We start from the raw sequence: 23,196 nt of genomic DNA on the forward strand, positions 1-23,196 counted from the left end.
CTGGTTAATCGATTTTTAGTATAAGCATCTAGGGAAGTTAATTAATACATTGATTTATTTGTGGTTTCCTGTAAATATTAGACGCCTTTGTTACATAGTGTTTCAAGGAGTATAAATAAAGGGATATTTTAAATTAAATGAATATAAAAATAAAAGCATCGTCATTAGCATTATTAATAGGTCTGAATACTGGTTGCATGTCTACAACTCCACAGCAACAAATGTCAGCTGAAGAGCGAGCTCAAATTGTGGAAATGCAAAAAGCCATGATTGGGAAAATGTTTGGTGGTGCAACAAGCTCTGCTCAACAAAAACAAACTGTAAAAGAGATGACTCCTATAGTTACCATATCTGAAAAAGAATTATTAGCTCAAAAGCTTGAGGTAGACACTACTGGTGGGCCCGCACTATTTGCTAGGCATAAAGATGGTATTTTAATTAACAACGAAATGTTCAATGATTTTGAGGGTAGTGTCGCAAGCTTCGGTGGAAACCGTATAACTGGACAATTCACTTATGCTGTGAAAAATTTTGATGGCACTTTTACATTGAAATATAACAAAGCAAACTCTGAAAATGGCCCTATAAAAATTGCTACCGTCGAAAAAAAAGGTAAGTCCTTTAATGTAACGACAGTAACGGGAAAGTCTTTACCTGGAAGCTCGCTTACTCCAACATCAGATGGTTTTATTGTTGGTAGAGCTGGCTCAGCATTTAAATATACAATAGGTAAAAACCAAGTTAAATCAATAACAATTTTAGATAACTATCACATTGCCGATCATCAAAATGGTGATGTTGCTTCAACAAATTACATTCTTCTAGAAAAAAACCCTACCTCTAAAAAAGATTCTTTTGGCAGCATGTTCGATTCAATTAGTAGTATTGGGAATTCGTTAGGTTTAAATAAAGCGGACCACTATATTCTTGTTAATATTAATAATGGGACTATTGTTCCATTAGATGTGAGCTTATCTGGGAAAACAGTTGCAGTACATAGTAACTGTACATCTAAAGGGTTATACAATGATTGTAAGAATGTTTCATATAAAGATGCCCTTTATAACAAACAAGGATTAAAAAATAGTAGTCATTATTTTTGGGCTATAGATTGGATTGACACTAAATCAGGTCCTCTAGCCTTTTATAAAACATCAACAACATTAAAAGTTGTAGATATTAAAAACAGTAAAGTTCATACTTTATTCTCTCGAACATTAGGGATTAATGATTTTTTATTAATCGAGCATGTTGACGGTAAAGTATCGATAGAAGCACAACTTGGTTTCAGTAAGGATAAAATTGAAGATGTTGAGCAATATATTCTAAAAAACACTGTTGATATAGAAGAAATGCAAACAGTAAGTACTGAATAAGTAAAGTGATTTATCAAAAAACCGCATTTAGTGGTTTTTTGATTTTCAACTGAAACGTCATCCTTTTTTAAAGTATTATAAACACAATCATCTGTTATCTTTTTTAGTGTTATAGTGCTGATATAATAATATTTCAAAAATTTTTCATTATATAATAAATGCCTCTAATGTGTGAAATTCATCTTAAATACTTAAGTCATGCCCCAAGTTTTTAGCGTGAGATAAAGTATCATTACATAAAAAATCATGAAAAAACGATTAATTCCCCCTAAAAAAGTAGATATCCCTAAGAAAAACAAACAAGAAAATATTAGTTATCCTATTGATAAATAGATACAATAATAAAATCATTTAAATAAAACACGGATAGATTAAATGTTATTGCGCTTACTCTCACCAATTATATAATTTTTATTTTTCAGCAGTTGCTAAACATGGCTACGATTTAAGCGTGTCTGCATATAATAAATACAACTATGATGAAGCTTACACTTATTTCAAAAAAGCAGCTGTTCAAGGAGATAGAGAAAAATTGTCACTAGAATATCACAGTCAATATGGGAGAAAAACAAACTATGGCAGTGAAAACTTACGATTAAATTGTTAAGGGAAAATAATAATTCCCCACATCAGTAAAGCCCTTAAATAGGTATATAAATGTATATTTATTTTATTTTATTTATAAATAACTTCTAGGAATTATAGTCATGGATTCATTTTTTTATTATCTTGAATTGATAACAATAAAATTATTACCTTATAAACGCAAAGCCAAACCCCAAAATGTAACCAACAAAAAAAACAAAAAGGTAGATGGATTCATTAACACTTTAAATGGAAGAGTTAGTAGTATTAGGGTCTCTAACTCAACTTTTGGTCTGTCAGATATGCAACTAAAGGATTATACATTTAGAATAGATGGCACACCCGTTGAATACAGATCTAAAGGCAGTTTGCATATAGAAAATGGAGATGAAATCAAAGCCATCGGTAACTTATCAAAAGGTTTGTTAAAAGCATATGCTGTAAAAAATCTAAACACAGGTGTATCTAAATCCTGTTTTTTTGTTGGGTTCTTTGAATTAGTATTTTTTACAGTTTCTGTTTATTGGTGCGCACTTTTAGCACCAACTATAATACTTGTTCCACTCCCTCTTATTCCTGCGTACATTTTTGGTAAAAGAATACTTAAGAGAACATTAAGTACTATCAGAATAAATGCATAAGTTAGCAAATAAGATCAGAGTTGGAGCAGTATGATATGTGTTTTATGATTTCTAAAAGAACTCTCGGGAATATAGCACCTAAGGTGGCGCTTAACGCGCCCAATAAAAAGAGAATCACTCTCCTCCACACATTCATATATTTGTAATTGACAATGAGCGCGAGTCAACACCGTCATTTACATATAAGCACTGTAAAGGCAAAATTTTGGTTTATTTTACTGCCTAGTTCATGTTGAGTGTTAACAGAATAACTCGGACATCCATTATAAAAATTTAAGAAAATTATTGGATACAAACATATAAATGCTTCCAGAAGTTATACGCAAACCTATCGAGTACTTGAATAAAACTACTAATATTATTGAAAAAGTCTACATATGACGGGAATTACTGTTTATGGGGATTTAAAGCACACTTAACGATAGACGTTTTGAGCCCATAGTTTATTACATATTATTTCACAAAATAACTATGCTAAAAAATAACTATGCTAATAGTTTTTCGCAGTATGTTATATTTTGTCGTCGTTTAAATTCATGGTGTTCATAATAAGCCGTCAATGAATCCCTATTGCCTATAACCTATAGCACCATGAAACAAGCGCCTAAAATCTTTTAGCGGCTTTTTATATATCAAAGCACTTATAACGTTTCTTTGGCTTTATTCGCTGTCCAGACACCGGGCTCTGTTTTGCCTTGTATTTCGACATCATCAAGTAAAAAAGTAGGCTTACCATTTTCTTTGAGTTTCTCGCGAAAGTCTTTAGTTAAATTCAATACGGTTGGGGTCAGTAAAATAATGGCGTAGATATTCACCAACGTCATTAATCCTAGTGCCATATCTGCTAATCCCCACACTTCTTTCAACGAAGCCGTTGCTCCCCAAAACACCATAAATAAATAAATGCTGGTATAAAAGAGTCGCCCTACTTTATTGTCTAGTTTAAATAAATGTAAATTACTCTCTGCATAAGCATAATTAGCAACCACAGAGGTGAAAGCGAATAAGGTAATCGCGGCGGCAACAAAATAGTTTCCACCACTACCAAAATGGCTCGTCATCGCATCTTGTGTCATTCGAATACCTTCCATTTCGCCACTGATATTAATATCTGACAACAAAATAACTACTGCTGTGCAACTACAAAGCACCATGGTATCTAAGAAAACCCCTAGCATTTGTACATAACCCTGAGCAACAGGATGATTAGGAACAGGTGAAGCGCCTGCGGCTGCATGAGGCACACTACCTGCTCCAGCCTCATTTGAATATAAGCCTCGTTGAATGCCATTCTTAATAGCTGCACCTAAAGCGCCGGCACCCGCTTCATTTAAACCAAAAGCTGAATAAAATATATCGACAAACATTGATGGTAAAAGTTGAATGTTCATCAAGGTAATAACGACCGCTGTCCCGACAAAGGCTAACCCCATAAAAGGGACAATAAGTTCGGCAAATCGGGCAATACTGCGCATGCCACCTACAACGATACTGCCGGCGAGTACCGCAATAACTACGCCTGAATATTCACGAGGGATGGTAAAAGTATTATTTAATGCATCTGCGATGGTGTTGGCTTGCATTGCACTAAAAGTAAGACCGTAGCCTAAAAAGAGACAAAGCGAAAAAAGAATAGCCAGCCAAGGTTTGTTGAGTCCTGCCCGAATATAATAAGCTGGGCCGCCCCTGAATTCTTTATGTTCATCTCGCACTTTATATAACTGGCCAAGAACACTTTCAGCAAAGCCGGTCGCCATACCCAATAATGCAATGACCCACATCCAAAATACCGCACCACTGCCACCCAGCGAAATAGCCATGGCAACACCCGCTAAATTCCCCGTACCAACTCGCGCCGAAAGCCCCGTACATAGAGCTTGAAAAGAACTAATGCCTGACTTGTCAGATTGCGTACTGCCTTTCATCACCGTAAACATATATTTGAATTGCAGTATCTGTATCCAGCGAAGTTTGAACGAAAACCAAAATCCGGCAAAAAGTAACAAGTAAATTAATATTTGGCCTTGGCCCCAAAGGATATTGTTGATAGCGCTTACAATCTCATTAACCATTTACTTGCCTTATTTACTCTTTAATTTTCAGTATAGTACGATACTTTTTTAAATTATATGCTTAATTTTTTTGACTCAAGCGTTAATCAATAAATTATCTTTTTGACAAGTGAACCCCTGCCAACATGCAACGTACTGAGCCACCAGCCATTTCAATGGCAGAGACATTCAGAGGAACCAATTTCACTGTTTCTTCTAGCAAGGTTATTTGCTGTGGTGTTAATGCGTTATAGGCAGTTAACGAAAGCGCAAGTATGCGCCCTGAAGTCCCTTGCAATTCGAGTGCATTACCGCAAAATTGATTGATTTGCTGCTCGGTTAAATAAATAATTTTTTTACCTGCATTTTCAAAGCGCTTAATAATTTCATCTCGGCGTTTAGGATTGGTCATCATTTCAAAGCCGGCCATGACAAAATCACTGCCAATACACATTAATACATTGGTATGGTAAACACGAGTGCCCTTTTTGTCTTGAGCATCGAAAACCATAGGTTCAAAATTAAAGTGAGCGCAAAAGCGTTCAAGGACATGTGAATCGGTTCTTTTTGAACTAACCGCATAAGCAATGCGTTCAATATGGTCTAGCACCATAGCACCAGTACCCTCTAAGTAAATATCATCATACTCTAATCCAGAATAATCAAAAACGACTTGCACACGATACTGTTGTTTAAGCATGGCGATAATATCTGTGCGGCGTTCCTTGCGGCGATTTTTTGCATACATAGGGTAAATTGCGATTTGACCACCACTATGTGTTGAAAACCAATTATTAGGAAATACTGAATCGGGTGTTTCAAGTCCTTCATCTTCAAAGAGGTGAACAACAATCCCTTCTGCTGCAAGTATGCTTGCTGCGCTAGTTACCTGATCAAAAGCAAGGGCTTTAATTTGCTCTTGGTTTACAAGCTCTGTTGACTGAAAGCTATTGTCTTGCTTTGTTTCTTCGTTAGGAAAAAAGTGATGTGGGCGGATCATCACGACCGCATTTGGTGCTTGTGGAAATACTGGCATAATTTCTCTCTATTACCTTGTATTTTATGCTTTATCATAATTAGTCTCTTGGCAGATAAAGCAGAGCGCTATACAAAGCTGTTATTTAACTGAACCCTATACTATCTGCTGAAGGTGCTAATCAAAATGGCAATATGTTGCAATTATTGAGTAAATATTTATCATATTGTTTAGTTTTATTGTCAAAATGATAATTTGGAGCCGAGTATGACCGAGAACAAGAACCTGAAGAAGCGGGTATTTCTTTACGATGCTATTGATAAAGAGCTCATTGCTATTTTACGCCTTGATGCTAGGGCCTCTATTTCTAAGTTGGCAAAATCACTCCACGTCTCGCGTGGCACAGTACAAAATAGAATGGATCGACTGATTAATTCTGGCGCTATTTTGGGATTCACGATTCGAGCTCATGATGAGTTAGAGACTGAAGTCGTTAAAGCTATAATGATGATAGAAGTTGTCGGTAGGTCGACCACACAAGTGATTAATAAACTGCGTGGTATTGCCCAACTTGATAAGATTCACACAACTAACGGTACTTGGGATTTAGTGGCTGAGGTTAAAACATCAAATTTACTCGAGTTCGACCACGTACTGCGAGATGTTAGAACGATAGAAGGAGTGCTTAACAGTGAGACCAGTATTCTTTTAAGCTCAGTTTAACCATTTTCAATTCATCTATGATATTTATGGGTAATTCCACTCAAACGCCCTCTTTGTTAAAGCTGATGGCTTTAATTGCTGCTTATAAGATAACTTTCGCTTTTATCTCTGATAAAACACAATACTAGCGTTAATAACGATAGTATTTTTCAAGCAGTTTATGGATAATATCTCACTTTTAAAGAAATGCTCAATGTGGCATTTTAAGCTGAGCTTTTCCTATGCATGAAATTAGTGGTCGATGGCAACTGGGGTTATTTTTATCCCTTACTACGGCAATATTATGGGGCGTTTTACCGATTGCGCTCAAAGAGCTATTGCAATATATGGACGTAAATACCATTACTTGGTTTCGTTTTCTTATTGCGGCCGTATTTTTGGGCGGATACTTAGTTATCACCAAACGCTTACCTTCATTATCATCACTTAAGAACAATAGAGTCCTGGTGTTAATGATACTTACCGTCTTTGGTTTATTAGCAAACTACATTCTCTATATGATGGGCTTGGCCTTAACATCACCAGAAAGCACACAGGTCATGATTCAAATAGCACCGATGTTATTACTTATTGGTGGTGTTTGTGTTTTTAAAGAGTCGTTTAATACCAAACAAAAAGTGGGCTTGTTAACCTTTATCTTAGGACTGGTATTATTTTTTAATCAGCGATTTGAACAATTATTTAGTTTTCAGGGTAACTATGCTCTTGGCCTTTTCTTTATTATTCTTGCGGCAATTCTTTGGGCTATTTATGCCTTAGCACAAAAGCAACTGTTGAAAAACTTTGCCTCTGAAGAAATTATGATACTGATTTATGTAGCGGGAACCTTGGTGTTTTTACCGTTGTCGGCCCCGTCTTTAGTGTTTGAACTAGATACTATAGGCTGGTTACTGTTGATTTTTTGTGGGGCAAATACGCTTTTGGCTTATGGCGCTTTTGCAGAAGCTCTTGAACATTGGGAAGCGTCTCGTGTTAGCGCAACATTAGCCATAACGCCGTTATTGACCTTAATTTTTATGCAGATCATTAATTATATTTCTCCAGGAGCGATTACAAACGAACCACTCAATACTACCAGTATTGTCGGTGCAGTGATCTTAGTTATTGGTTCTGGTGTTACGGCGTTAAGTAAAAATAAAACAAAAATAGTATTAACCTAATGGCTTAGATGTCGGCAAGCAAACCGACTCTTTGAAGCCATTAATTATAGATATTTACCTGATAGCCCAGTCATTAACTATCAGTTTTTAACCTTTACTAACTAAATAAAACTGCCCGTATCGGGCAGTTTTAAATTCAACAATCCCCAACAACGTCTTAAAATAACCTAGCTATATCGTATCGATTAAGTACTATAACCACAGGTTTTCAAGGCTATTGTCAGTGAACTATTTGACAATAAACAACCGATATTGCAACCGAAACGATTCAACTGTCTATTTTTATTTAATCTACTGACTTGGTTTATTTTCAGCCCAAACAGCCGTACCTTTATAGGCAGTCTGAAAGATAAACAACCTATCTTCAGAATAAGTGACCTTTATTTCAGCTAAGCTAGGCATGTAACCTATTTTTTTATTTCTGATCGTAATATCTGACATTTCAGTTAGGCTTTGATCACTAACCATGTAATAAATAGTTTCTTCAAATGCTCCCCCGGTGATCCAAGAGAAAAGTAACTTATTATCTAAGTTTTGAATATTAAAATAACTTCTATCTCCTGCTTCACCAATGCTAGCACCTCCAGAAGTAGTTTGCTCTGCGACAGTTATGACGTTAGAAGATACCTTTACATCTGTTAGCAAACCATCACGGTTAATTATTCTGGCTTTAATTGCCTCGTCACTCAAACCTTCACATGTACTACAATATCCCCCTTGTACCCATGAGAAAACAAAGCCATTATCGATGGGTGTTAAATCTTGGAATCGTGCAGTAGTTACATTATTTTCATCTATGATTGAAGGTTCAATTTTCCTGACAACATCAATATCAATATCATTAATAAATTTTCCATAGGTAACTATAGGGAAATCATCATTATTCGACTCTTTAATTGACCAAGAAACTAAAATTTGATTGTTACTAATAGCCGCTTTAATCGTATTATCAATAAGACCGTCTACATATTCATGAATAGAAAATATCTCTGAAGTGACACCTGAAGTATCAATGTAACGCCCCATGATATGTTCACTGCTATTTCCTGTTTTCCAGCGCCAAGTAACTAAATATTTATCACCATCAAAAAGAATGTTTATTTCTTTGTTGTTATTACTAAGTGAAAACTCTCGTTCTAAATATAAATCTATGTATTTACTATAAAATGATACTGGAATACGAACATCATCTAAAACCACTCCCGTTTTTGAGACTCTTTTAGCAACAAGGTGTCGATCATTATAATCAGCGCCATATACAACGAGATATGAACCCTGACTGTATTTAGCATTGACATTTAAACAACCTAAAGATTTATCATCAATTAAAAATTGTTCACTAAAAGTGAGCTCCTGCGACATAATTTTGCCATAGAGCTGATATTCATTAGAATTCTGTGCTGATGGTTCACAAATCAACAATAAAAAATCATCATCTGCCTTTGTTACACTTATCTCGGTAGTCTCATGCGTTAATATACTCAAGTGCGACGTACGGGCAATATATCGAGAAACTTCTATATACCGATCAAACTCTTGGGCTTCCGAAAAAAAGAAAATAGAATAGTAAACGGAATTCACTTCCACATAACTTTGCATAAATTTTAACGCAACATCGTCAATATTCGCCGTAAATATAACCTCTGTTCCCTCAAAGCTCGAAAAGTTAATGGGCTTAGAAGATACTTCACTTATGTTTGATAGTCCTTGCCTACTTTGAATAAAACTGTCAGTTTTTACGATAGTAATAACTTTAGGAGAAGTACCTTCGGAATAAAAAGTACTAAGTACAAGAGGCTCTGGATCAAGGCTTTGTTCTTGATACCAACTAAGAGGAATTTTTAAAGTGATCCCACCTCTAAAAACAGCGTTATATTTGTTTGATATTTCATTTTTATATTTAATACTTTTATAATCAAGAGGAACAACGGCCACATTGGTGCTCGTACCATTAGTTTTAGTGCTGTCACTACTAGAACCTCCTCCACATCCTTGAACAGATAAAATAAATAAAACAATCGTTATTAACTTTTTCACATATATTCCTTTATAAATATATTTTTTGGTCATTAAAATACCTTAACGAAAACGACTATCTGGTTTAACCGTTTTAAGTGGCGATATATAATGAGCAAAAAGGGGATGAACGAAAAATAAAGTGTAACTTTTCTTTGTTCATTGATTTGTTATATTGAAATTTTATCACCCTTTACAAAAAAAGTAATATAACGCTAAACAACAATATTAACAAAAAGTTAACGTTAAATCTTTAAAAGGTCGGTTTTAATATAAATAATGTTTGTCAGGCTAACTGAGATAATAAAATAGCGGGGTTATGGTGATTCTAGTTTACTGTATGGATAATATTTACTGCTTCGTTGTCATCTTCTTTAGGTGTTTCTTGCATCTAACAAGCGATAGTTCGCCCACTGTTTTTAGCTTTATATAAAACCACATCAGCAAGTTTTATCAGATCTTCTAATTCATTCATTTGAGCATTAAAATCAGCCACACCAAACTTGCAGTAATGTATAGAGAAAGACCATCATGTAAAACACTCAGTAAGTTCTCGCTGCGACTTTGTTGAGTGGTTTTTCAGCAATTTTAGTGTTAATCTTTTTTATCTATAAATCAAGGAAGATTAACCCTATAGTGACCACCTACAATAAAATCAAATACTTAACCTTGTTTCTTTGCTTTTTTACGCTATCAACAAGCTCACAAGAGATTACTTTTCAGCCTCATATTGAAATCGTAACCGAGCACCTGCCCCCTTTTCAAATAGATACACCCAATAAAGTAATGGGATTCGCCACAGAAATAGTCTCTTCGGCGCTGTCGAGTACACCGTACACATTCAATATCAATGTCTATCCGTGGGCGAGATCACTTAATATGGCTTTGAATAAAGAAAACACCTGTATTTATTCTATTGCCCGAACCCCAGCACGTGAAGAGCAATTTATTTGGGTAAATACCATCGCCGAGCGTAATATTTCTTTTATCGGTTTAACTGCACGAAAGCTAAGTATTACTTCATTAGAAGATGCAAAGAAACATATGATTGCCGTGATCCGTGATGATGTTACCCACCAACGTTTAGTGAAAGAAGGCTTTACAGAAGGTCTCAATTTAACTGTCGTTAATAATACTCATTCATTATTAATGCTGTTAGTTAAGCGTAAAAGTATCGATTTGATTTTAGCCGATGGATATACCATTAGGTATCGCGCTCAATTTAATAATTTAAACCCTAATTTATTTGAAAATGTTTACCAACTAAATACAAAGCCCTTAGACTATTATTTTGCCTGTAATATAAAAACATCACCCTATATAATTGAACAGTTACGCTATGCAATTAATCAACTGAAGATAACGGGAAAGATTGATAAAATAATCAGTGAGTGGCAATATCCCGTTATAAGAGTTAATTAACTACAAAGGCTTCATTGATAATTTTAGTGCTATTAATTTTAAAAATATCAGCAACTAACGGTTAATATATGTTACTTTTCTTATCCATTGTATATTCAAAAGATTTTAAATAATGAGCCTGTGGTTGAAGGATGATTTTGCATCCAGAAAAGTAGTTTTACAGCGTGCGGTACTTTTCTCCACAGTTACCTTATTCGTTTTATTTGTATTCCAGCCTTTTGGCACCAACAACCATACTATTCCCTTCAAATTCTTACGACTTTCCGGGTATGGCTTGGTAACCTTTTGCGCGCTATTACTCTCTGGAGCATTAGAAATAGCTTCAACTCGCCTGAAGATTAACAACATATTACGTTTGATCATCATACCTTGTTTATACATTGCTATAGTTTCGGCCTTTAATCACAGCTACTTTGTCGTGGCTATTCTTGGCTCCTGGCATTGGCAAAACCAATTACTGTTTATTTTATATACTTTTGCTATTGGACTGTTTCCAATCATTTTTATGTATCTTGTCAATCGCCATGCGCAGAAAACGGCTTTACCAAGACAAGTTATCGAAACTGACAATGCAACGAATCAACAAAATGAAAATGTTGTTAATAGCGAGCGAATATCAACTCAGCCATTAACCTTAACCGGTGATAATAAAGGCGACAAATTACAAGTAGCTTTATCACAGCTGTTATTTATAAAATCCGCTGACAATTACTGTGAGTTAGTCATTATTAAAGATAACAACGTTAGCTATCAATTATTACGCAGTTCACTGATCAGTATCTTAAAACAACTTCCTGTTGACTCAACGGTGATGCGCTGCCATCGATCTTATGCTGTAAACCTAGCCTTAGTAGAACTTAGCACCGGCAATGCTGGCGGTTTGAAATTAATGATGAAACCCCTTGATGTTACTATCCCCGTATCTCGTTCTTATGTAGAGACAATAAAACAAGCCTTGTCATTAGTCCCAAAAGCTTGTTAATCATCCCAATATATTGTTAGTAATACCTTTTTTATTAGCTTACCCCTAATTTATGGATATTCAATTGAGTGTTAGTCATGCTTAATTTGAAATTTAAACTTTAGTTAAGCAGGTAAATATGAATAACAAAATTAAAACACTAATAATGATCACTACCTTTATATTCTGTCGCTATATAATGAAATACTTTTGGGGAGATACTTGGAGTGAAGCTTTACTGGCACTAGATAATCAATCCCACCTTTTATTAACACCCGCGAGCTACCTCTTTATATATAGTCCCTTAGTGTTAGTGGCAAGCTTACTATTTAAGGACGTTGATTTAACTGAGATTTTAGGTCTAAAAATAGCAGGATTTCAACATTATTTTTTAGCGGCGGTTGCCTGTTGCTTGCCGATGACAATCGGTTACGCCTATTTAAGTAGCGAGTTGAACCTTGCCCTATCAGGGATAATGGTTGGCTCGGTATACGCGGGGGTGTTCGAAGAAATTCTTTTTAGAGCGGTATTGTTTGGCGTTTTATTTCGATATTGCCACTTAGGATTTATACCTGCCGCCTTATTTAGTTCTGTTATCTTTGGTTTTGGGCATATATATCAAGGGCATGACCTAATGTCAGCCTTTGCAGCTTTCGCAATAACTTCGGTAGCCGGTACTTGGTTTGCATGGTTATTTTGTGAATCTGGTTATCGAATTTGGTTCCCTTTGTGGATGCATATTTTCATGAATGCAGCTTACGGAATATTTGGCATGTCAGGTGGTGCAGCGGGAGACTTAGCGGGCAATATATTTAAAGCAAGCTCAATTATTTTAACTTTGCTTTACATTCATCTGCTTGTTTGCCGTGGTAAAAAGCGTGAAATAACCTTTTTAAACTTGTGGAAAAATCAGTCGACCACAAGTACAAAAGCGACATTAACCACTCAAAGTATTTAAAGGGAATTAGCTATGTTTGAATTATTTTTAGTCATGATAACACTGACATCACCGGTATTAATTATTATCTTGGTTCGCCATTACTTTCGTTACAAATCAGCAGCCAATCAACAATTATTAGCGTTACAAAAAGAAACTAATAGTCATACCGCCAGAGCAACACAAGAGAAATTAGCTATACTGGTTGAAAGAGTGATCGTACTGGAGAAAATCGTCACCGATAGCAACACCACACTTCGCCAAGAGATAAAAAAATTATAATGATGTTATTAATATCTCTGCTATACGACCTTGATTATTAAGTCGCTAACTCGACCTAAACAGTGGTATCGGTGTTGTTCGTTATTTTATCAACAAGAGTAACGCCTTAACGCTGATATTCATGGGCCTTTAAAACATCTAATGAGACCACTGTTAGTGCTTTTTGGTTGGTTGCCTCAAGCACAATAGGTGGAGCAACATTGGCTGCAATAGCGTGATACCAACGAACAGCGCATAAACACCATTTATCACCCGCTTTTAAGCCAGGAAAATTATATTGAGAATTAGGGCTGATCAGATCATTGCCTTGTAATTTTGAGAACTGTAGAAAATCGTCGGTCATAATTGCGCAGACACTGTGGTTACCAAAGTCAACTTCGGGCACAAAACAAAACCCTTTTCGGGTATAGCCCGTATTACTACAACATAACTCTAAATCTGTACCTAATACATTCAGTTGATTGTCCATAAAGGTGCCTTGTGTTAATTAACAAAAATAAAATGGATATACCTACCATGTTAGACAAAAGTAAGCTTAGTCCAGTGAAAAATAATACCATTAAACACACGCCAGCTGGTAATTTTAGTCCAGCAGAAATCGCTAAATTTAATAAGTTCGCTGAAAGTTGGTGGGATCCAAACGGTCAATACAAAACGGCACTCGAATTCAATCGAGTACGCGTAGCGTATTTTATTGCAGAAATTTGCGCCTTCTATGGTCGCGACCCTAATCATATAGCACCGCTGCAAGGATTAAAAATTTTAGATGTTGGCTGCGGCGCAGGTCTGGTTTGCGAACCTTTAGCAAAAGCCGGAGCCACAGTGGTCGGTATAGACGTGAGTGAGATAAGTATTGAAGTAGCAAAACGCCATGCGGTGAAATCTCAACTTGATATTGAGTATCGCCACGAACATGCGCAACATACCAGTATAAGCGATAGAAATCGCTACGATGTGGTGATTAATGCGGAAGTCATCGAGCATGTTCCCAACCAAAAAGACTTGGTAAAACAGTGTAGCCAATTATGCAAAGTGGGTGGCTGTGTGGTAATGGCAACGCTAAATCGCACGATTAAATCCTACCTAGTAGGCATTCTTGGCGCTGAATATATTATGCGTTATTTACCTATAGGTACACACAGCTGGCGTGCCTTTGTAACACCACTTGAATTAAACACTATGGCGACGCTAGCACATATGCACTTGGTGACAGAAATAGGCATGTCCTACAGTCTCCTAACCAAAACTTGGCGTACAACCTCAAGTTTAGAAGTCAATTATGTACAACTATATAAACATCTAGCAACCAGTTAGCCTTTCGATAATATCGGCTATAGAAAATAGACAGTCGCTTATTTATTTAGCCAACAATTACCTGATAATAAATGTAAATGTGTCAACACATTCACCCTGCTAAGCAATACAAAGCTCAATAGCAGGTCAACAGGGTAGTGCCCCCTAATGATACAAAAACACCAAGTTTGGACAGATACCTGCTGCCTTATTTACTAAAAAATCGTAATCTTCCCTTGCAATAACACTCGTTTTATTATTAATACAATACTAATAGGTAAACACTGTGCAATAGAGTAAGTATCAATATCTTAATTTTCCCTCAATCAAAATTGGCTAGAAAGCCGATATGAATAATATAGTTAAGCAAGCGATTGTTGCTCTATTATTGTTTGTATTCTCATGGGCAAGTTATGCTCAGCAACTGAGATTTGTTACAGAAGATTTACCCCCCTTTCATTTTATGGGCGCAGATAACAAACCTGCTGGAGCTTTAGTTGAAGTTATTGAAGCTTTAATGATTAAAACTCAGTTTTCTGCTCAAATCGAGTTTATACCTTTTGCACGTAGTTATGATTTAGCCATAAATAATAAAAATATTTTTATGCTCTCTTTAATGAAGAGTTCTGACCGCAAAGATCTTTTCCAGTGGGTTGGTCAAATATTTAAGAGCAAAGCTTTTTTGGTGGGTCTTCGCAACCGCGAAGATATCAATATTAGTAATATTGAAGAGGCAAAGTCGTTTGTCGTGGGTACAATCCGTGGCTATCACTCGGAGCAATATTTAAAAAACACAGGCTTTCTAGAGCAAAAAAATTTACATTTATCCGTTAGTTATAAACATATGTGGCGCATGCTCTTTGAACAACGAATAGACTTTATTTTAACAAACTTTATTGCAGTAGATAGAGAAATGAAGAGTATTGGGTTTAACAAAGATGACATTAAACCTTTTATTGAACTACATGATTTTCCTGGCGATCTTTTCATCGCGACTGGACTTAAAACAGCAGATAAAACAGTGACTATTTTATCTGCTGCATTACAACAAATAAAAGCCGATGGCACCTATAAAAATATTATGGATAAATGGGGTTTATAAGTAGCATAAATGCTATTCAACCAATCCATTTCTGCTCTAGTAACCATGAGGTCCTTGAAATCAAGCCTCAATGAATGGCAGTTTATTACTTAGACATAGTTTATCAAATTTTAGGCCTAGTGATCAGGCCCAGCTTTTTACAAAGATGAACGACAGGATATTGTTCATAATCTCCGTAATCGTTTATTTCACCACAGAGCTTTAATCAGCAAGGTTATAATTTAGCTGTTGACGTGCTAATTGTTAGATTAGCACGTAGCAAATTAATACGGGTTCATTTTTCAAAGCCAACACTTAATGTTTTTCTGATGACTTAAATAGTCATAAAATTCAAATTTCTATTTTTAATACATTGTTGTTTGAGATGTTGTTAGAAGAAAATAAAGGCCATAAGTCATGATGAAAAAAATACGGAAATTAATTATCTCCTTTATTCAAATAGCTGCTGTGTTAATGGTAAATGCGGCAATGGCAGCAAACAGCGAAAAAAACCATTATGAAGCCGCACTTCAAGCTTATAACCAAGGAAAGATTGAAACAGCTTATATTCATTTAAAAAATGCTTTGCAGCAAAGTGAACGTAATTTACCGGCCAAATTATTACTCGCTAAGGTTTTAATAGATAAAAATTCTTACCCTGCTGCTGAGCAAGAACTCAATGATCTACTTGCTCAAGGTGTTGATAATAATTTGATTGTTTTTCCACTTGGTGAGAGCATTTTAAATCAAGGTAAGTTTGATCAAGCCTTAACATTTGCCAGTAAGATGACGCTTAAAAAAGAAGGAGAGTTAGCGTATAACCAAATAAAAGCACGAGCTTATATTAGCTTAGATGACCTAAAAAACGCCAAAATAACCTACCAAAGTATCCTTACTCTGTATGCCAATAATATTGACGCATTATTAGGGTTAGCAACAGTTTATATTTATCAAAAAAATAATATCAACGCTAAGGTACTGCTTACTAAAGCGAACAAAATTGCGCCTAATAACGAAATACTCTGGCAATTAAAAGGTCATCTTGCTCGTAGTGATGGTCAATTTAATGATGCTATTAACTACCTAACTAAAGCGAATGAACTGAATCCGAAGAATATTGAAACGTTGCGAATTTTAATCGGCTGTTATGTCGATATTCAAAACTTTAACATGGCTAATCAGGTTGCAGATAAAGTACTTGAGACCGCAGAAAATGACCCTCAAACAACATTTATGAAAGCTCTCATTTTAAAAGAGCTTAACCAAGTAGAATTATCAAAAAAAGTGCTTGTTGAACTCAGTAATCAATTATCTAAGCTTGATGAGTCATATCTCCTTTCTCAGCCGCAATTATTATTGCTTGATGCCATGAGCAGTTATGCTCAAGAAAATTGGATACAAGCTGAAAGTAAATTCAAAAGATATCTAAGTCAAAGCTCTACTCAAACTGAAATGAGTGAGATTATGCTGCTTGCTGATGTTTACCAGCAACAGCAAGAACCAAAACATGCCTTATTATTACTCGAAAAGAATGAGAAAGATCTGATCTTCAATAAACAGTACGCCTTGATATTAGCTGGTTTATATCTTAAATTTGACCAAAATTATAAAGCTGATTTTGTTTTATCAAAACTGCGCGTTGATTACCCTACAGATGAAGCGGTGTTGATTCTCTCAGCCAATGTACTAGAAGGCTCTGGCCGTATTGAGCAAGCGCTTGCTTTATTAGAAGATGCAAATATCAAAGGGGGTGAAAGTTATCAATACGCGTTGTCACTGTTGTCATTAAGGGTAGGAGCTTTCCAAAAAAGCTTAAATTATATAACACCATTAATCGATACTTATCCAGAGAATGTCAGCTATCATTTGATAACTGCACAAATATTGATTGAATTACAACAATTTAGCCAAGCCCAAAAAATTATAGAAAGATTGTATTTAAAGCAGCCACAAAATAGTGAAATCAGTACCAGTTATGCATTATTACAACTTAATCTTGGCAAACTAGACTTAGCAAGAAAGATATTGAGCGATGTGCTAAATAAAAATAAAAATAATAATCAAAGTGCATTATTACTTGCCAAAGTTGAATATCGTCTTGGTAATAAAGAGGCGGCTATTGCTGGGCTTGAGCAGCAAGCTAAAATACCATCAGTAAAGACAGTTGCACTGACTGAGTTAACGAATATTTATATTGCTGAACAACAATGGCAAGATGCACTGTTAGTTATTGACCAAATGTTGCGGGATAACAGACTAAACATTCAGGCTTTATTTAAAAAAGCTGAAGTATTATTATCATTAGATCAACCGAAAAAGTCTCAACGTAAATTAGATATATTGGCGGGATTGGTTGATGAAAATGTGCCACTATTAATGAAACTAAGTCGACTACAACTAAAAGTAGAAGACTTTGCTGGCGCAGAGTATAGTCGGGAAAAAGCCTTTAAATTTGCGCCTAATTCATTACCCATTGTTATTGAACTTATTAAGATTAAAATTCAATTAAATAAAATTAACGAAGCCATTGAGTTACTTGCACAAACTCAACAAAGAATACCTAAAGACAATGTCGAGCTTACTATTTTACAAGGCGATATTTATAATGCTGGCAATAATAAGCCTCAAGCTTTTAATTCATACTTAAAGGCGGTTAGTCAAGATCATACTAATTTAACGGCTTTAAGTAAGTTATATCAAATCAGTAAAACAGCCTCTTTGTCAGAAAAATTTATTGCCGAATTAAATAACCTTATCACTGAATATCCTCAATTGTTATTGCATCGTCATTTGTTGGCGGATCATTTGCTAGAAAATAAACACTTTGAAAAAGCAAAAAAACAATATCAAATACTGCTTAAAAATAATATACCACCAACAAAAAGAGCGTTAGCACTGAATAATTTAGCGACTATTTATATTAGAGATAAGAACTTTACTATGGCAATAGAAACCGCTAAACAAGCTTTGAACCTTGACCCTAGAATGCCTTCCATTATAGATACTATTGGCTGGGCATTGGTTTTATCTGAAGAGTTAGATTTGGGTCTATCTTACTTAAGGCAGGCATTCAGCTTATCTTCCACTAGCCCAGATATTCAATACCATATTGCTTATGCCCTAGCAAAGTTGCAACGTATCCATGAGGCAAAAAAAGTATTAATTAAATTAATAGCTTTACCCGATGATTTTGAAGAACATCAATTGGCTCAACAATTATTTGATAAATTAGAAAAAAAATAAACAAAATTTACAGTAACCTAACAACTAAAGGTAACTATATTTACAATTAAGCGTGCATTTATTGTACAAATACCCTGCTCCCTCCTATTATATATTGTGTAAAGTATACAACTTATGGATTAAGTTTTTTCGTCTGTAATTTTGAGATATATGACATGGAGTCTACTATGCAGCGCCTCACACACCTCTTATTTATCTTAACGATAATCTTAGTTTCTAGTGCAAACGCAAGTTTTCACCCTCTGTTAGATTCAGACCTCAATGATCTATCAGTCTATGCTAACGGTACGATAACAATGGCTGATGGTGTGATTACTCATGGTAATATGCAGGCCCTCACCACAATAACATTAGCGGCCAATGGCCAAGTTGGTGGCAATATTGAGGCTGGCTCTACAGCAACCCTAAGCGATAATGTTATTGTCAATGGCTATATAGAAGCGAGCACTACCGCAACGCTAGGCGCCAATGTAAACGTTATCGGTAAGGTTCAAACGGGTACCACAGCAACCTTCGGCGCCGGTGTGTATGTTGAGGGAAATATTGAAGCAGGAAGCACAGTAACATTAGAGCAAAATGCAGAGGTTATGGGGAATGTTGTAGCAGGAACCACAGTGACCATAGCTGCGGGGTCACATATTCATCAAAATGTTGATGCCGGAACTACGGCAACCATTGCTGCTAATGTTATTATTGATGGTGGACCAGCTACCAGCGACTCATCAAAAGCCCCACCTCCTGCTCCTGTTGTTACCAGTAAAGAAAATCAAATTACCACGGTGCAAGCCGAGCTAAAAGCATTGGTAACCGATCAAGAACTAGATTGGGATGATTTTGGCGACAACGATGAGTCACTCGTCGCTGGCGTTTATAATTCTGTTAATTATCTCACTATTGCCGCAGGAAAAACACTGACCTTAGATGGTAATGGTATGGATGGCTCTTGGGTTTTCAATATTGCCAATAATCTAAGCTTTGGCATTGACTCCAAGGTCGTATTGTTAAACGTCACCGATAACAGCAGTATTCTTTGGAATGTACTGGGAGAAAGCACAGCAGGCTTAACATCACTTGGGGCAGGTGCAGAAGTTAGAGGTCATATTCTTTCTAAGGGAGCCATTGATGGCGGGGCTATTTCTTTAGTAACAGGTATAGGTGACAGTTGTGGTGGTGTTTTTTCAGCAACCAGTACCGTCACATTTGCCGCAGATAGTATCATTGGACATCAAGGTTGCGGAGCAGTTGACGTACCTGAGCCTGCCACTATTTGGTTATTAGGTTTAGGTATATTTATGATAGTGAATAGAAAGCACAGATAAATGAGAGTTTTGGTGGTGTTTTTTCAGCAACCAGTACCGTCACATTTGCTGCAAAAATCAGTATCATTGGACACCAAGGTTGCGGAGCAGTTGACATACCTGAGCCTGCCACTATTTGGTTATTAGGTTTAGGTTTAGACATAGCTATGATAGTGAATAGAAAGCACAGATAAATGACCGTTTTGGTGGTGTTTTTTCAGTAAGCAGTACCGTCACATTTGCTGCAACAATCAGTATCATTGGACATCAAGGTTGCGGAGCAGTTGACGTACCTGAGCCTGCCACTATTTGGTTATTAGGTTTAGGTTTAGACATAGCTATGATAGTGAATAGAAAGCACAGATAACCTTTGAATATTTAAAAATAGCCCTTAAGTGGCCTTTATATTTGTGCTAACTATGCATTTTGGCTATAGCTCGTTTTACTACATTATTTAACAAGACAATTATAATTGTGATCTGCCTGCATCACATCTCGCTAACCTTTTTGTGCATCATGTTAACCTCTTGACGTATTATGTTAACTTATGAACATATCACCTGCTTTGTAATAAAAAACAAAAGAAAATAATTACAATAACTTACGATATAAATGTTCGAATAACAAACAACACACCGTCTTATCTGCTATTATACAGTTGTACAATTCTTGGAATAAGTTTTTTTGTTCTATAAAAATTAAGTTTTTTTATATGCTGAACGCTCAGCTATATGAAATGGTGTCTAATTTGAAACTTATCAATTCAATCCTCTGTATTGTGGTGTTATTTGCTGTGTCTGACGCACAAGCGAGTTTTCAACCTTTGCTAGGCTCAGAACTAAATAACCAGTCGCTTTATGCCAGTGGTTATATAACCATGGGCGCACGAACAACTATTGGTGGCAATATCCAAAGTGCTACTGCGATAACACTAGCAGCTGATGCAATTGTCGGTGGTAACGTTGAGGCTGGAACCGCAGTAACACTTGGCGCAGCTGCCGGTGTCGATGGCTATATTCAAAGTACAACAACCGTTACCCTAGGCGCTTCTGCTGTTGTCGACGGCTCTATTATTGCAGGTACCACAGCAACTATTGGTGCGAGTGCAAAAGTTGATGGCGAGCTAAGCGCTGGCACAACAGTAACCATATCGGCAACCGTTGAGGTTGGCGGCAATGTTTTGGCTGGCAGCACAGTAACCGTTGGTGCAGGCTCACTTTTCGGGGGCGATGTTGATGCTGGAACCACCACCACCATTGGTGCAAGTGTTGAAATCGTTGGTACGCTTACTGCTAATTCTTTGAAAATGGTTGCACTGCCCACCATCGTTGATAGTCAGGAAGCGCTCATTATGTCTGTGCAACAAGATATAAAAGACATGGGGACAGGAACAGAACTTGTATCAACCACTTTTGGCACCAACGACGAAACACTTGAAGCGGGTATCTACAGCACAATAAATTATTTAACCATCGCGATAGGTAAAACCTTAACGCTTGATGGTAAAGGTATCGATGGCTCTTGGATTTTTAATATCGCCAACTATCTGACCTTCTCTGCAAACTCAACAGTGTTATTGAAAGATGTTACCGATAACAGCACTATTATCTGGAATGTTCTTGGCGATAAAACCGGCTCAGCAGGTTACACACAACTCGGCGCCGGCGCTGAGGCTAGAGGTTATATTTTTGCTAGAGGTTTTGTTCAAACAGGTGCTGATTCAATGATAGCGGGCATAGGCGATGATTGTGGCGGCGCTTATTCAGCAAGTAATTTTATTGAATTTGGTGCTGATACTGTTATTGGTAAAAAAGATTGTACCAATGGCGAGTCCAGAGCTTCTGCAGATAGCATTGCCGTCACTCAAGTTCCCGAGCCTGCAACACTGTGGTTATTCGCTCTAGCACTTTTTGGTTTGGCAATTAAAGCGCAACGTAAAAAAACGTAAATTCAGTATCACCAATAAAAAAGGCTCCTTTGGGAGCCTTTTTTATTTGGGTCTTTGACTAATTTATGATCTTAACGTTAGTGTAACCAAGGCAATACCGTGATCGGTACTTTCGCCATCTCGTTCAAAGATAGGATTAATTAAATGTCGATCATAGGTGTCGTACGCACTGACCTGATAAAGACTATCGTGATAACTAGCGTCAAAATCACATGATAATAATATATAATCAAGTACTGAGCTGCTCGCACCAAAATAATGTGTCGGAGTGCGCTGTATTTTTTCCTCTTGATGAGTTTCATTTTTCACTGCAACTTGAAATAAATCCCAAGCATCTTGCAAGCAATATTTAGCAAGATAGGCATCACGGTCAATGGCCGAAACAAAGCGTAGGGTGTTAGTCAGTAGATGACTTAGCACACCATCAGTTAAGGTATTATTGAAGTCGCCCATTAATACCATTGGCTGACCGGTAGTCTCACGCCGCGCTATTATTTCAATCATTAATAACGCCGCTTCACTGCCACGTTGTATCGTTGAGCCCCAACCACCTGCCACTTGTGCTTTTAGGCTTTCAATAATGGTTTGCTCTGGCGTGCGACTTATATTTTTATCATCGACTTCAATCATAGAGCGCTTAGATTTAAAGTGCACAACATAACAATCACAGTTACCCATATGAGGCACATCAACTGTTGCCCTTAACACTTTTCGGCTAAAAGAGAATTTATCAGTTAAACCTAATGATAGTGCAAGTTCAGTGTTTGCTTTTACCGCAGCAACTTCAACAATAGGGTAACGAGATGCTATGGCAACAACAGGACGTTTATAAATAAAATCATCTATCACTTGTGGTTCATCAACCACGGCAAAATAACAATAGCCCTGCCCTGCAACTAATTGCTCTAGAGACTCAGGACTAAAGACTTCTTGGAAGCCAATAATGTCAGGTTGATATTCACGTAAATATTCAGCAATCCAATGTTGCTTTTTACGCCACTGCTCAGCACTATAAATTCGTTCAAATTCATAGAAAGCATTGGGCGGCTCAAGATAATTAAACAAATTAAAAGTAGCTATTTTAAGCTGTAAATTTGATACAGCTATAGAAGGCAGTATGGGATCTATTTCTTCTGGGGCTTTTTTATCTGGATAGTCGATAATGTTAACTCTAATAAACGTTGAACTGTGAGTATACCTGAG

At 36.4% G+C, this 23,196-nt stretch carries 20 protein-coding genes; 15 read left to right on the top strand and 5 right to left on the bottom strand.

The features are described from left to right. The first annotated feature begins 137 nt into the window (after positions 1-137). Positions 138-1,376, top strand: coding sequence for a hypothetical protein (locus tag H4J75_RS12490; protein ID WP_182222317.1), 1,239 nt, complete (start codon positions 138-140; stop codon positions 1,374-1,376). 707 nt (positions 1,377-2,083) lie between these two features. Beyond that, positions 2,084-2,602, top strand: a complete 519-nt coding sequence (locus tag H4J75_RS12495) for a hypothetical protein (RefSeq protein WP_182222318.1) — start codon at positions 2,084-2,086, stop codon at positions 2,600-2,602. 641 nt (positions 2,603-3,243) lie between these two features. Here H4J75_RS12495 and H4J75_RS12500 read toward each other — a convergent pair. Together H4J75_RS12500 and ctlX are read right to left on the bottom strand one after the other, a co-directional pair. Beyond that, complete coding sequence (locus H4J75_RS12500; RefSeq protein WP_182214064.1) at positions 3,244-4,674, bottom strand: sodium:alanine symporter family protein; 1,431 nt, start codon at positions 4,672-4,674, stop codon at positions 3,244-3,246. A 94-nt stretch (positions 4,675-4,768) separates the two neighbouring features. Beyond that, positions 4,769-5,689, bottom strand: a complete 921-nt coding sequence (ctlX, locus tag H4J75_RS12505) for a citrulline utilization hydrolase CtlX (RefSeq protein WP_182222319.1) — start codon at positions 5,687-5,689, stop codon at positions 4,769-4,771. 207 nt (positions 5,690-5,896) lie between these two features. Here ctlX and H4J75_RS12510 point away from each other — a divergent pair, with 207 nt between their 5' ends. Together H4J75_RS12510 and H4J75_RS12515 are read left to right on the top strand one after the other, a co-directional pair. Continuing rightward, positions 5,897-6,352: an Lrp/AsnC family transcriptional regulator gene (locus H4J75_RS12510; RefSeq protein WP_182222320.1), complete on the top strand. Its 456-nt coding sequence runs from the start codon at positions 5,897-5,899 to the stop codon at positions 6,350-6,352. Positions 6,353-6,573: 221 nt separating this feature from the next. After that, positions 6,574-7,512: a DMT family transporter gene (locus H4J75_RS12515; RefSeq protein ID WP_182222321.1), complete on the top strand. Its 939-nt coding sequence runs from the start codon at positions 6,574-6,576 to the stop codon at positions 7,510-7,512. 291 nt (positions 7,513-7,803) lie between these two features. Here the strand turns inward: H4J75_RS12515 and H4J75_RS12520 are convergent, their stop codons facing one another. Continuing rightward, complete coding sequence (locus tag H4J75_RS12520) at positions 7,804-9,582, bottom strand: hypothetical protein (RefSeq protein ID WP_182222322.1); 1,779 nt, start codon at positions 9,580-9,582, stop codon at positions 7,804-7,806. Between the two features lie 582 nt (positions 9,583-10,164). On the opposite strand from H4J75_RS12520, the gene H4J75_RS12525 reads away from it, so the two are divergent. The 4 genes from H4J75_RS12525 (at position 10,165) to H4J75_RS12540 (ending at position 13,130) form a co-directional block, all read left to right on the top strand. After that, positions 10,165-10,950: an ABC transporter substrate-binding protein gene (locus H4J75_RS12525; protein WP_182222323.1), complete on the top strand. Its 786-nt coding sequence runs from the start codon at positions 10,165-10,167 to the stop codon at positions 10,948-10,950. Positions 10,951-11,062: 112 nt separating this feature from the next. Continuing rightward, positions 11,063-11,932, top strand: coding sequence for a LytTR family DNA-binding domain-containing protein (locus tag H4J75_RS12530; protein WP_182214075.1), 870 nt, complete (start codon positions 11,063-11,065; stop codon positions 11,930-11,932). 118 nt (positions 11,933-12,050) lie between these two features. Continuing rightward, positions 12,051-12,869, top strand: a complete 819-nt coding sequence (locus H4J75_RS12535) for a CPBP family intramembrane glutamic endopeptidase (protein WP_182222324.1) — start codon at positions 12,051-12,053, stop codon at positions 12,867-12,869. A 12-nt stretch (positions 12,870-12,881) separates the two neighbouring features. Continuing rightward, positions 12,882-13,130 (top strand): hypothetical protein, encoded by a 249-nt coding sequence (locus tag H4J75_RS12540; protein ID WP_182222325.1) that lies wholly within the window; start codon positions 12,882-12,884, stop codon positions 13,128-13,130. 106 nt (positions 13,131-13,236) lie between these two features. Here H4J75_RS12540 and H4J75_RS12545 read toward each other — a convergent pair whose 3' ends face one another. Next, positions 13,237-13,599, bottom strand: a complete 363-nt coding sequence (locus tag H4J75_RS12545) for a DUF2237 family protein (RefSeq protein ID WP_182169595.1) — start codon at positions 13,597-13,599, stop codon at positions 13,237-13,239. 11 nt (positions 13,600-13,610) lie between these two features. Between H4J75_RS12545 and ubiG the strand changes: the two genes are divergently transcribed. The 7 genes from ubiG (at position 13,611) to H4J75_RS12580 (ending at position 21,993) form a co-directional block, all read left to right on the top strand. Beyond that, a complete protein-coding gene (gene ubiG, locus H4J75_RS12550; protein WP_310733539.1) occupies positions 13,611-14,444 on the top strand; it encodes a bifunctional 2-polyprenyl-6-hydroxyphenol methylase/3-demethylubiquinol 3-O-methyltransferase UbiG in 834 nt (277 codons plus the stop codon). A gap of 328 nt (positions 14,445-14,772) precedes the next feature. Beyond that, on the top strand, positions 14,773-15,525 hold the full coding sequence (locus H4J75_RS12555; protein ID WP_182214080.1) for an ABC transporter substrate-binding protein: 753 nt from the start codon (positions 14,773-14,775) through the stop codon (positions 15,523-15,525). 396 nt (positions 15,526-15,921) lie between these two features. Beyond that, the gene (prsT, locus tag H4J75_RS12560) at positions 15,922-18,747 is read left to right on the top strand and encodes an XrtA/PEP-CTERM system TPR-repeat protein PrsT (protein WP_182214082.1); all 2,826 of its coding nucleotides are present in this window, start codon (positions 15,922-15,924) and stop codon (positions 18,745-18,747) included. Positions 18,748-18,914: 167 nt separating this feature from the next. Then, the gene (locus H4J75_RS12565; protein WP_182214084.1) at positions 18,915-20,066 is read left to right on the top strand and encodes an ice-binding family protein; all 1,152 of its coding nucleotides are present in this window, start codon (positions 18,915-18,917) and stop codon (positions 20,064-20,066) included. 95 nt (positions 20,067-20,161) lie between these two features. Continuing rightward, on the top strand, positions 20,162-20,239 hold the full coding sequence (locus tag H4J75_RS20495; protein WP_404842524.1) for a PEP-CTERM sorting domain-containing protein: 78 nt from the start codon (positions 20,162-20,164) through the stop codon (positions 20,237-20,239). Between the two features lie 65 nt (positions 20,240-20,304). Continuing rightward, positions 20,305-20,412 (top strand): PEP-CTERM sorting domain-containing protein, encoded by a 108-nt coding sequence (locus H4J75_RS20500; protein WP_404842525.1) that lies wholly within the window; start codon positions 20,305-20,307, stop codon positions 20,410-20,412. 381 nt (positions 20,413-20,793) lie between these two features. Then, positions 20,794-21,993: an ice-binding family protein gene (locus H4J75_RS12580; RefSeq protein ID WP_259364633.1), complete on the top strand. Its 1,200-nt coding sequence runs from the start codon at positions 20,794-20,796 to the stop codon at positions 21,991-21,993. A gap of 63 nt (positions 21,994-22,056) precedes the next feature. On the opposite strand, the gene H4J75_RS12585 is transcribed toward H4J75_RS12580, so the two are convergent. Next, positions 22,057-23,058 (bottom strand): endonuclease/exonuclease/phosphatase family protein, encoded by a 1,002-nt coding sequence (locus tag H4J75_RS12585; protein ID WP_259366420.1) that lies wholly within the window; start codon positions 23,056-23,058, stop codon positions 22,057-22,059. Positions 23,059-23,196 lie beyond the last annotated feature (138 nt).

The organism is Colwellia sp. BRX10-1 (assembly GCF_014077545.1).
Lineage (GTDB): Bacteria > Pseudomonadota > Gammaproteobacteria > Enterobacterales > Alteromonadaceae > Colwellia_A.